The organism is Nocardioides sp. (assembly GCF_051876515.1).
Lineage (GTDB): Bacteria > Actinomycetota > Actinomycetes > Propionibacteriales > Nocardioidaceae > Nocardioides.
In genome coordinates this window covers 1-11,053 of record NZ_JBJEHY010000114.1, presented here as the reverse complement: position 1 = coordinate 11,053, position 11,053 = coordinate 1, and the positions used below count along the sequence as shown (strand labels likewise).

10 protein-coding genes are annotated in these 11,053 nt (G+C 73.7%); 6 read left to right on the top strand and 4 right to left on the bottom strand.

Annotated elements, in window-relative coordinates:
* Nucleotides 1-786: chaperonin GroEL (gene groEL / locus ACI379_RS08280; RefSeq protein WP_439791608.1), on the top strand; the 786-nt coding region annotated here is incomplete at its 5' end.
* 176 nt (nt 787-962) lie between these two features.
* Nucleotides 963-1,412 carry a hypothetical protein gene (locus tag ACI379_RS08275; protein WP_439791607.1) on the top strand — a complete coding sequence of 150 codons (450 nt, stop codon included), beginning with the start codon at nt 963-965 and terminating at the stop codon, nt 1,410-1,412.
* Nucleotides 1,413-1,646: 234 nt separating this feature from the next.
* Here ACI379_RS08275 and ACI379_RS08270 read toward each other — a convergent pair whose 3' ends face one another.
* A complete protein-coding gene (locus ACI379_RS08270; RefSeq protein ID WP_439791606.1) occupies nt 1,647-2,264 on the bottom strand; it encodes an alpha-ketoglutarate-dependent dioxygenase AlkB in 618 nt (205 codons plus the stop codon).
* Nucleotides 2,265-2,393: 129 nt separating this feature from the next.
* On the opposite strand from ACI379_RS08270, the gene ACI379_RS08265 reads away from it, so the two are divergent.
* Nucleotides 2,394-3,128, top strand: a complete 735-nt coding sequence (locus tag ACI379_RS08265) for a GntR family transcriptional regulator (protein WP_439791605.1) — start codon at nt 2,394-2,396, stop codon at nt 3,126-3,128.
* On the opposite strand, the gene ACI379_RS08260 is transcribed toward ACI379_RS08265, so the two are convergent.
* From ACI379_RS08260 to ACI379_RS08250, 3 genes are all read right to left on the bottom strand, one after another.
* Nucleotides 3,122-4,027: an oxygenase MpaB family protein gene (locus ACI379_RS08260; protein WP_439791604.1), complete on the bottom strand. Its 906-nt coding sequence runs from the start codon at nt 4,025-4,027 to the stop codon at nt 3,122-3,124. The genes ACI379_RS08265 and ACI379_RS08260 overlap by 7 nt on opposite strands.
* A 62-nt stretch (nt 4,028-4,089) precedes the next feature.
* Nucleotides 4,090-5,748 carry a DNA repair helicase XPB gene (locus ACI379_RS08255; RefSeq protein WP_439791603.1) on the bottom strand — a complete coding sequence of 553 codons (1,659 nt, stop codon included), beginning with the start codon at nt 5,746-5,748 and terminating at the stop codon, nt 4,090-4,092.
* A gap of 11 nt (nt 5,749-5,759) precedes the next feature.
* Nucleotides 5,760-8,081: a helicase-associated domain-containing protein gene (locus ACI379_RS08250; protein ID WP_439791602.1), complete on the bottom strand. Its 2,322-nt coding sequence runs from the start codon at nt 8,079-8,081 to the stop codon at nt 5,760-5,762.
* 63 nt (nt 8,082-8,144) lie between these two features.
* Between ACI379_RS08250 and ACI379_RS08245 the strand changes: the two genes are divergently transcribed.
* From ACI379_RS08245 to ACI379_RS08235, 3 genes are all read left to right on the top strand, one after another.
* Entirely contained in the window at nt 8,145-8,903 is a 759-nt protein-coding gene (locus ACI379_RS08245; RefSeq protein WP_439791601.1) for a PP2C family protein-serine/threonine phosphatase, read from the top strand.
* A gap of 47 nt (nt 8,904-8,950) precedes the next feature.
* On the top strand, nt 8,951-10,237 hold the full coding sequence (locus ACI379_RS08240; protein ID WP_439791600.1) for an FHA domain-containing protein: 1,287 nt from the start codon (nt 8,951-8,953) through the stop codon (nt 10,235-10,237).
* Between the two features lie 10 nt (nt 10,238-10,247).
* The coding region (locus ACI379_RS08235; RefSeq protein ID WP_439791599.1) for an RDD family protein at nt 10,248-11,053 on the top strand (806 nt) is incomplete at its 3' end.

Genomic DNA, 11,053 nt, shown 5'->3' with positions numbered 1-11,053 from the left:
GACCGCCGCAAGGCCATGCTGCAGGACATCGCGATCCTCACCGGTGGCCAGGTCATCTCCGAGGAGGTCGGCCTCAAGCTGGAGACCGCCGGCATCGAGCTGCTCGGCCAGGCCCGCAAGGTCGTCATCACCAAGGACGAGACCACCATCGTGGAGGGGTCGGGCGACCAGGGTCAGATCGAGGGTCGGGTCAACCAGATCCGCGCCGAGATCGAGAAGTCGGACTCCGACTACGACCGCGAGAAGCTCCAGGAGCGCCTCGCCAAGCTCGCCGGCGGCGTCGCCGTCATCAAGGCGGGCGCGGCCACCGAGGTCGAGCTCAAGGAGCGCAAGCACCGCATCGAGGACGCCGTGCGCAACGCCAAGGCTGCCGTCGAGGAGGGCATCGTCGCCGGTGGTGGCGTCGCTCTCGTCCAGGCCGCTGCTGTCGCCTTCGACGGTCTCGACCTGACGGGTGACGAGGCCACGGGTGCCGACATCGTCCGCAAGGCGACCGACGCCCCGCTCAAGCAGATCGCCGTCAACGCCGGCCTCGAGGGCGGCGTCGTGGCGGAGAAGGTCCGCAACCTGACCTCGGGTGAGGGCCTCAACGCCGCCACCGGCGAGTACGTCGACATGATCGCCAACGGCATCATCGACCCGGCCAAGGTGACCCGCTCTGCCCTGCAGAACGCGGCCTCCATCGCGGCCCTGTTCCTGACCACCGAGGCCGTCGTGGCCGACAAGCCGGAGAAGGCCGCCCCGATGGGCGACCCGACCGGTGGCATGGGTGGCATGGACTTCTGAACGAAGTGAAGTGGTCCGATCAGAGTTGGACTTCTGAACGAAGTGAAGAAGCGGCCCGCACCTTTCGAGGTGCGGGCCGCTTCTGCGTCTCCGTACGGGAACCTCCGGCGGAATTGACCCGTCCCACGGGCAGTGTTGTGGCACGGTGTGTGCCGGAGTCCTGGGAGGTGGCCGTGATGTCGACGTGGCGTGCTGGAGCAGTGGTGGCCGGCTTGGTGCTGGCTCTCGCGACGAGTGGGTGCTCACTGGGTGTCGAGGAGCGGTTCGAGGAGCCTGAGACCCGGCGGCTGGAGCTGACCGTGGCGGACGCCACGGACGGCCGGTGCATGATGCCGACGGCCGACGTCATCGCGCGGGCGGAGGTGGCCTTCGAGGGCACCGTGATCGAGACCTCCGGGGAGACTGCGAGGTTGGAGGTCTCGCGCTGGATCCACGGGGAGGGCCAGGCCCCTGAGGTCGTGGTGACGGCGACGGACCTCTCCGCGACCAGCGAGCTGGGCGTGGAGTTCGAGGAGGGGAAGACCTACCTGGTCTCCGCGACGGGTTCGCAGGTCACCCTGTGCGGGTTCTCCGGCCCGAAGACGGACGAGCTGTCCGCGCTGTACGACGAGGCGTTCGCGCACTGACCCCTGCTGCCGCCCGGGTGCGTCCTACGAACCCGGGTGGCGGGGCCCCGCGTCGTACAGGGCGCGGCTGCAGGGCGCGTGCGTCATGCAGATCCCGACCAATAGGTGCGGTTCCGTATGGCGGAACGGTGGGCCGGGGCGGCTTCGTATGACGCGGGGCGGGAGCAGGGCCCCGGTGGGCCACGGCGCGGCCCCGGCGCTGCCCCCACGCCGACCCACGCCGCCCGGGGCGCCTCAGAAGACGTGCCGGGGGCGGAACTGCACCGAGACCCGAGGGCCGGCGTGCGCGACCTTGGGGACCGCGTGCTCCCAGGTGCGCTGGCAGCTGCCGCCCATGACGACCAGGTCCCCGTGGCCCATCGTCACGCTGATCGACCGGCCGCCCCCGCGGGGGCGCAGGGCCAGGCGGCGCGGGTCGCCGAGCGAGACGATGGCGACCATGGTGTCCTCGGTGCGTCCACGCCCGAACGTGTCACCGTGCCACGCGACGGAGTCCCGGCCGTCGCGGTAGTAGCAGCAGCCGGCGGTGACGAACCCCTCGCCCAGCTCTGCCGCGTACGTGGCGTCGAGCGCGTCCCGCGCGTCGGTCAGGGCTCGGTGCGGCAGCGGTTCGCCGATCCCGTACGTGTGCACGAGGCGTGGCACGTCGACGACGCGGTCGTACATCTGGCGCTGCTCCGCCCGCCAGGGCACGTCGGTCAGGAGAGTGGCGAGGACGTCGTCGGCGTCGTGCAGCCAGTCGCGGGCGACATCGATCCAGGCGCCGTGGGTCAGTGGGCGCCGCTGCGGGACAGGTCGTCGGGCGGCGGTCACCGTGTCGACGCCCCCGAAGAGCGAGCCCTGGAAATCCATGCAGAACACCGTACTCTGCGATCGAACGGATGTTCGAAACCTTGAGGATTTCTTTACGAATGGTTCGGCTTCCTCGGAGGGATCGTCAATTGCGGGACTTCGCCTGTCCAGCGCCCTAGCCTCCTGCACGTGGAAACGACCGAGTTGATCATCCCTCGCCAGCGCGAGCTCAAGCACGTCCAGGTCCGCGAGCACGTGCGCGCGCTGATCGCAGACGCGGCCCCGGGAGCGGCCGCGCCGTCCGAGCGCGAGCTCGTCGCCCACTTCGGTGTCGCCCGGATGACGGTCCGCCAGGCGCTCGACGCCCTGGTCAGCGAGGGCCTGCTGGAGCGCATGCCCGGACGGGGCACGTTCGTGGCCCGCCGCAAGCAGCGCGCGGGCGTGGTCACCTCGTACAGCGAGGAGATGCGCCGCCGCGGGTTCCTGCCCGAGTCGCTGACCCTGCTGGCCCGCGTGGAGCAGGCCGGCCCGGGCGTCGCACGGGCCCTCGACATCTCGGCTGGTGACCCGGTCATCCACTGGAAGCGGCTGCGCCGCGCCGACCAGCAGCTGGTCTGCATCGAGGACGCCTTCCTCAACGAGGTGCTGCTGCCCGGTTTCCTGCAGGGCGGCATGCCGACCAGCCTGTACGAGGCGCTCGACGCCCGCGGTCTGCGCCCCGGCTGGGCCGAGGACTCGATCGCCGCCGACGGCGCCAGCGCCGAGGAGGCCGAGCTGCTCGAGCTGCGGCCGGGCGCGCCGGTGCTGCGCCACTCCCGGCGGGCCCTCGCGCTCGGCAAGGTCGTCGAGGTCTCGCGGACGGTCTACCGTCCCGACCGCTTCACGATCTACCACCAGGTCGGTGGGGAGAACGCCGACTACTGAGTCGAGCGCGCCGCCTCCTCCTGGAGCTGGCGGGCGTGGGCGTGGCCGGGGGCCATCGCCCACCTGATCGCGCGGGTCGCGGTTCCGCCCACGACCCGGGTCGCCCGGCCGTCGGCGGGCCACCGCTCGAAGCCCAGCTCGTCGCGTGCCCACGCGGGCAGCAGCGCGACGGCGGAGGCCACCAGTGCCAGGTACGCCGGCCGGGCGGGCAGCGCCAGGTCGGGGTGCCAGACCAGGAAGCGGAACGCCTCGGTGGCGACCTCGGTGCCGCGCAGCTCCGGACGGTACGACTCGACGAGGTCGAGCAGGGCGCCCTCCGTCTGCGGCGGGTCGAGGACGCCCAGGTGTGCGGCGGCCACGCCGGCCTGGGCGACGTACCGGTCCCGGTCCGCACCCGTGAGCGGGCTGGAGCCGTACGCGTCGTGCGCGGCCAGGAAGCTGCTGATCTCGGCCGCGTGCACCCACGCCAGCAGGTGCGGGTCACTGGCGGCGTACGGGGTGCCGTCGGGCAGGGTGCCGGTGACCACCGTGTGCGCCCGGCGTACGGCGTCAATGGCCCCCAGCGCGTGCTTCTCGGTGCCGAACGTGGTGATCGCGATGTAGTTGGCGGTGCGGGCCAGACGCCCCCACATGTCTCCCCGGTAGCCCGAGTGGTCGGCCACGCCCTGCATGGCGGCCGGGTGCAGCGACTGCAGGAAGAGCGCTCGCAGCCCCCCGACGAACATCGACGAGTCGCCGTGCACCCGGCCGATCGGGTCGCCCGGCTCGAACCACCGCGTCCCCGCCGACCCGTGGACGAACTCCCGCCGCCGCTGCCCGTCGGGGCCCGCGACCTTGCGGAACAGCTCCGCGCCCAGGCGGTCGCGCACGGGTGCGATCAGGGGTTGCAGGGGAGTCACCTCTTGAGGATATGAATCACGACCGGTGCCGGGAAGGGCCCCGGGAGTGGGTCTGGACCGCCTCAGCCGGCCGAGGGGTCGGCCGCGGGCAGGTCGTCCGCGTCGGTGATCGTGTACGCGTACCCCTGCTCGGCCAGGAACCGTTGCCGGTTCTGGGCGAACTCCGCGTCCACGGTGTCGCGGGAGACGATCGTGTAGAAGTGCGCGCTGCGGCCGCCGCCCTTGGGGCGCAGCAGCCGGCCCAGGCGCTGGGCCTCCTCCTGACGTGAGCCGAACGACCCACTGATCTGGATCGCGACCTCGGCCGAGGGCAGGTCGATGGAGAAGTTCGCGACCTTGCTGACCACCAGCAGGTCGATCTCGCCGGCACGGAAGGCGTCGAAGAGCCGCTGCCGCTCCTTGACCGGCGTCTCGCCCTTGATCACCGGCGCGTCCAGGACGGCGGCGACCTCGTCGAGCTGGTCGATGTACTGGCCGATGACCAGCGTGGGCTGGCCCGGGTGGGTGTCGACGAGGCGTTGCACGACGTCGACCTTGTGGTGGGTGCAGGAGGCCAGCCGGTAGCGCTCCTCCGGCTCCGCCGTCGCGTACGTGATCCGCTCGCTCTCCGGCAGCGTCACCCGTACCTCGACGCACTCGGCGGGCGCGATGTAGCCCTGCGCCTCGATGTCCTTCCACGGGGCGTCGTACCGCTTGGGCCCGATCAGGGAGAAGACCTCGCCCTCGCGCCCGTCCTCACGCACCAGCGTCGCGGTCAGGCCGAGGCGGCGCCGGGCCTGGAGGTCGGCGGTCATCCGGAAGATCGGCGCGGGCAGCAGGTGCACCTCGTCGTACACGATGAGGCCCCAGTCGCGGGCGTCGAGCAGCTCCAGGTGCGGGTACACGCCCTTGCGGCGCGTGGTGAGCACCTGGTACGTCGCGATCGTGACCGGGCGGACCTCCTTGACCGACCCCGAGTACTCGCCGATCTCGTCCTCGGTCAGCGAGGTGCGCCGGACCAGCTCGTCCTTCCACTGGCGGGCCGAGACGGTGTTGGTGACCAGGATCAGCGTGGTCGCTCCGGCCCTGGCCATGGCGGCGGCACCGACGATCGTCTTGCCGGCGCCGCAGGGCAGGACCACGACCCCGGACCCGCCGTGCCAGAACGAGTCGGCTGCCTCCGACTGGTACGGACGCAGCCCCCAGCCGTCCTCGACCAGGTCGATCGCGTGCGCCTCGCCGTCGACGTACCCGGCGAAGTCCTCCGCCGGCCACCCCAGCTTGAGCAGCGCCTGCTTGAGGTTGCCGCGCTCGGAGGGGTGGACCACGACGGTGTCGGGGTCCACGCGCTCGCCGAGCATGCCGGCGACCTTCTTGGCGCGCAGCACCTCCTCGAGGACCGCACGGTCGGTGCTGGAGAGCACCAGCCCGTGGCTGGGGTGCTTGTCCAGGCGGAGCCGCCCGTACCGACCCATCGTCTCGGCGACGTCGACCAGCAGCGCGTGCGGCACTGCGTACCGCGACCAGGTCAGCAGCGCGTCGACGACCTGCTCGGCGTCGTGGCCCGCCGCGCGTGCGTTCCACAGGCCCAGCGGGGTGAGCCGGTAGGTGTGGATGTGCTCCGGCGAGCGCTCCAGCTCGGCGAACGGCGCGATCGCCTTGCGGCACTCGGCAGCCGAGGGGTGGTCGACCTCGAGCAGCAGGGTCTTGTCCGACTGGACGATGAGGGGGCCGTCGTTCACAACGTTCCAGCCTACGCGGGGCGGCCAGCGCCTGGGCCGGGTCCGGTGCGGGGCACCTCGCCCGGGGCGACCCGGACCCCGCCGATGCGGTGCACCGTGAAGGTGAGGTCGTCCTCGGCGTGCTCGTCGTACGCGGTGAGCCGGCCGGCCTCCAGGCGCAGAGGGCGGACCAGCCGCTCGCTGCTCCTGCCCTGCTGGTCGAGGTAGGTGATCTCGACCGTCTGACGGCTCTCGATGGCCTCATGCAGCAGGGCCAGCGCACCGGCGGGCGTGCTGGCCTCGGTCGGCGAGCCGCGGTCGGCCAGGGCCCGGTCGCCGGCTCGTACGGCCGCGACGACGGCGGCGGTCGAGGCCTCCAGGCGCGCGCGGGCCGCGGCCTCGGGGCGGGCGCGACGCGAGCGACGGGCCCGCAGCAGGTCGGGTCGGGCGACGCGTACGGAACCGTCGGGTGCCTCCAGGACGGGCGCGCTGCCCAGCTCGCGGAGCCGGGGGAGCAGCACGTCGATCGGGGCCGTGGAGACCACGACGGTGGGGGCGACCAGCCGCAGCCCGAGGGAGGCGGCCCTGGGATCGGCGATGAGTGCCCGGAGCGCCGCCTCGTCGTCCGAGCGGAGGAACGCGCCTGCGTGCCCGACCCGGACGGAGCCGAAGGTGCGCGACACGTCGTCGACCAGGTACGTGAGCGGTTGCGGCACAGGGGTCGCGGAGACCGAGGTGAGGAAGCCGTGGACCTCGCCGGCGGTCCACCCCGCGTCGTAGGCGCGACGTACCGAGGCGGGGGAGAAGCGGTACACGGTGGCGCCGCCGCGGGACTCGACGTCGGCGAGCAGGTGCAGCACGCGTGCGACCGAGGCCTCCAGCGGCCCGGGCGCGATCGCGGTGAGGTCGGCCTGCAGGAGGAGGTGGTCCACGGGCTGGGGCAGGTGCGGGTCGATCTGGCGGCGGGCTGCCTCCTCCTGGCCGTCGAGGAGCGCACGCGCGGCGCCGGTGAGGCCGCCGGCGCCCAGCAGCCCCAGGGCTGCCGCCTCGGAGACGGTGTCGGCCACGAGCGCGTCGGCGGCCGCGGGGCGCCGGGGGCGGGTCCAGCGCACCCGGGCCACCAGGGACGGCACGCCGGTGCCGCTGGCCAGGACGTCCCCGGGGAGCATCTGGTCGAGCACCCGGAGCGTGGTGAGGCGGGTCGGGGCGGCGAGGGCCGAGGAGAGGTCGGGCGACAGCGCGTTGCGAGGCTTGCCGGCCTCGGCGGCGGTGCCGACCTGCGACGGTGTCCGGGGGCTGCGCAGCCACGCGGTCGCCACGGCGTACCAGCGCTCGGCCGTCGGACGGTCGGCCCAGGCGTCGAACGCGTCGGTGGGGATCCAGACTGCGTCGCCGTCTCCGTCCACCCCCTCGGCCAGCAGGCCGGCCTCGGCGGCCACCTCGACGAGCAGGGCCGCGCCCGGTTCGTCGAGGTGCAGCTCCCGGCCCAGGGCGCGCAGGTCGCGCACGGCCAGCCCCCCGTTGCGCAGGACGGCCGGCGGGTGCGCACCCCACTGGTCCAGGACCAGCTCGAGGCGTCGTACGAACTCGAACGCCGCACCGGCGCCGGCGCGCTCGACGAGCGCCCGGTCGCGGGAGGTGGTCGCGAGCGGGGCGGGGGAGTCGACGGGTTCGCGCGTGGTGCGGCCTCCGCGCAGGGCCAGCCCGACCTCGCCGGGCAGGACCAGGGTGCCGTCCTCGCGCGGCTGGAGGAGACGGCGCGCGATGAGCTCCTCGACGGGGCTGCGTGCGTCGGCGAGGGCGACGGTGCGACGGGCGGTGCCGGTGGTGCCCTGGCCCCCGTGCGCCTCCACGTGGTCGAGCAGGGCACGTGCGGCGGGGCTGGCCGCCTCCAGGGCCGCCACGACCAGGTGCGGCTCCGGAGCCCCGGTCGTGCGCGGCCACAGCCCGCTGTTGCCGGCCTCCGGAGGGCCCCGCAGGACGTCGGCCACGCCGCTCAGCGCCCGGATGCCACCGGGGGCCGGCCAGGCCAGTGCGAGGTCGAGGATCCGGCGCAGTGCGGCCTCCACGCGCGCTTCCGCGGCGTGCACCAGCGTGGCCAGTTCCTCGGGGGTGGTTTGGCCGGCGACGCGCAGGGCATCAAGGGTGGAGAGCTCGAGCCGGTCCAGACCGTCGAGGGCTCTGGCCAGGGACGCCCGGGTGGCGGCCCTGGATGCCAGTTGGGTGGAGTCGTGGGGAGCAGGAGTGGCCAGGTCCGGACGGTGTCGTAGCAGGGCGGCGAGCCGTACGTCGGACCAGCGCCGCAGCTCCTCGGCAAGGCTGCGGGCCGGAGGTGTCTGTTCTGCGCTGGCCATCCCTCCTACGCTACTCGCCGTACCAGCGGACGGGTGCGGCTTCACGAAGTGCGAGGACGAGCGATGAGACCGGTTGACCTGTACCACGGGGCTGCGACCGACGTCGGCCTCGTGCGGTCCGTCAACGAGGACGCCTACCTCGTCGCTCCGCCCGTCTTCGTGGTGGCCGACGGGATGGGTGGCCACGCTGGCGGGGACGTCGCCAGCCAGATCGTGGTCGAGGAGTTCACCCGTCTCGCGGAGGAGGGCTACGACCCGACCCGCGGTGCCGACCACGTCGCCCAGGTCCTCTCGCGCGCCCAGTCGCGGCTGCTCGCGTACGGCGACAGCCAGCGCGTGACCCAGCCGCAGTGGCACGCCGGCACGACCGTGGTGGCGGCCCTGCTGGTCGAGCAGGACGGGGTCCCCGGCTGGCTGGTGACCAACCTGGGGGACTCCCGCGCGTACGCCCACGAGGGCGGCGTGCTGCGGCAGGTGACCGTCGACCACTCGGTCGTCCAGGAGCTGATCGACGCGGGCCGGCTGTCAGCGGCCGAGGCCTCCACCCATCCCGAGCGCCACGTGATCACCCGTGCGCTGGGCAGCAGGTCCGGGATCGTGCCCGAGTTCTTCTGGGCGCCGCTGGCGTCCACCTCCCGCCTGCTGCTGTGCAGCGACGGGGTGTCGGGGCTGATCGGCGACGACGAGATCGCGCGCATCCTGACCGGCGTGGAGGACTCCGAGGAGGCCGCCCAGGCACTCGTGGTCGCCGCGCTGGCGGCCGGTGGGCGTGACAACGCCACCGCCGTCGTCGTCGATGTGGTGGGATGGGAGTTCAGGTGAGTTCGCAGCACAGTGCAGACAGCAGCACGGACAATGGGGGCCGGATCGTGGACGAGCAGCAGACGAGGCGCGCGGCGCCGGGCGAGTGGTACGCGGTCGTTGCCGGTGGCGTGAGCCTGGCGGTCCCCGCCGGTGCCCGTGCCCGGGTCGCCGGCCTGTGGGAGCTCGCGGAGGCGGGAGCCGGGTTCGACGCCCTGCTCGACGCCCTGCTGGTCGACGGCCTCGCGGCGAACCCCTCGTTCGTCCTCGTCGAGCACGGTGAGCGCACCCGTGCCCTGGTGCGTGGCGCGGCCAGCGTCGAGCTGCGTACGGCCTCGGAGGAGGTCGTGGTGACCGCTGAGGACGGGTCCGTGTGGGCCGAGCGCTCCGTCGACGGGGTCGTGGGCGGGCGGGTCGTCCTGTCCGGGACCGGGGACGCCGCCGTGCCCGCGGTCGGTGAGCTGCTCCGCGTCTCCGTGCTGGAGTTCGGGGAGGCCGCGTCGGCGGAGTCCGAGGGAGCGGCAGATGCTGGCGTCGTGGTCGCGGAGGACGCGGAGGAGCCGCAGCCGGCCGAGGAGTCCGAGGTGGCCGACGAGGAGGTCGTCGCGGTCGAGGCGCTCCTGGTCGAGGAGCCTGAGACCGTGCCCGCCGAGGAGCCTGAGCCGGTCGAGGAGCCGGCGCCCGCCGTCCCCGAGGAGGCAGCCCCCGAGCCCGTGACCGCCGAGGCCGAGCCCGTCCAGGAGGAGTCCGCTCCCGAGCCGACGCCGCCCCCGCCGCCGTACGGGGTCTTCACCCCCTCGCCCGCGCCCGAGGCTCCGTCCGCGCCGTCGTTCGGTGCGCCCGCGCCCGTCCCCGCGTACGGCGGGCCGCCGGTGCCGCCGCCGTACTCCCCGGCACTCCCGACCGACGACGACGCGGAGGACACCATCATCGGTGCGTCCCCGATCGCGTTCGAGCGCCCGCCGTCCTCGATGGCCGAGCAGGCCCCGCCGCTGCTGGCCAAGCCGGTGGCCCAGCTGGTGCTGTCGACCGGTGAAGTCGTCGGCGTCGACCGCGCGATCCTGATCGGCCGCGCTCCGGAGGCGCGACGGTTCGCCTCCGACGACAAGCCGGCGCTCATCGTGGTGCCGAGCCCGCACCAGGAGATCTCCTCGACGCACCTGGAGATCCGTCCCGGTGCCGGCGTGGACCACGGCATGGCGGTCGTCACCGACCTCGGCTCGACCAACGGCACGGTCCTGGTCCAGCCGGGCCTGCCGCCCGAGGAGCTGCAGGCCGGCGTGGCCGTCGCCCTGATCCCCGGTGCGATCCTCGACCTCGGCGACGGAGTGACCGTCCAGGTCACGAACGCCTGACCCGCCGACCGTGTCCACCCCCGCCCCCACCGGCACCGTCGCGTACCCGGTCGCCGAGCTCGAGCGCAGGTTCTACGCGTTCGTCCTCGACCGGCTTCTCGACCTCGGCCTGTGCACCGTCCTGGCCTTCGTCCTGTGGCAGGTCACCGACGGCGCGAGCCCGGTGCTGGTGCTCGGCATCTCCGGCGGCCTGCTCCTGGCGCTGTGGCTCGTCTTCGCCGTCCTGTCCGGGGTCGCCGGCCTGACGCCGGGCAAGGCCGCACTCGGCCTGCGCCTGGTCGGCCAGGAGTCGGGAGCCCCGATCGGCGTGGGCAAGGGACTGCTGCGCTCGCTGGTGCTGGCTGCGTTCGGGCTGCCCACGTTCGGGTTCGGGCTCGCCGCCCTGGCCTGGACCGCCGTGGCGGACGCGGGAGGGCAGCGCCGCGGCTGGCACGACCACCTGACCGGCGCGGTCGTCGTCGACGTGCGCGACCGTCCCCAGGACGACGTGGAGGCCGTGGACAACACCCCTCGCCACGTCGTCAACCTCACCGCCATGCGGCTGGTGCCGGCACCGGCCGTCCAGGCGTCCGCCCGCCGCGTCGTCGAGTCGGACCACTCGATGCGTCGCGAGCCGTTGGCCAAGGACCTGTCGGGTCCCGGTACGGGGCAGCAGCCGCGTCTGGCCCCGCCCGTCCCGCCGCCTGTCGCTCCCGCCGCACCCGTCGCCCCCGCGGTGGCGGCCCCCGCCGCCGCGGCGGGCCGTGCCCCGGTCAACGTCGTCCCGGGCGCTCCCACGGCGCGCCCGGAGGCATCACCCGCCCCGGCCATGCCCCC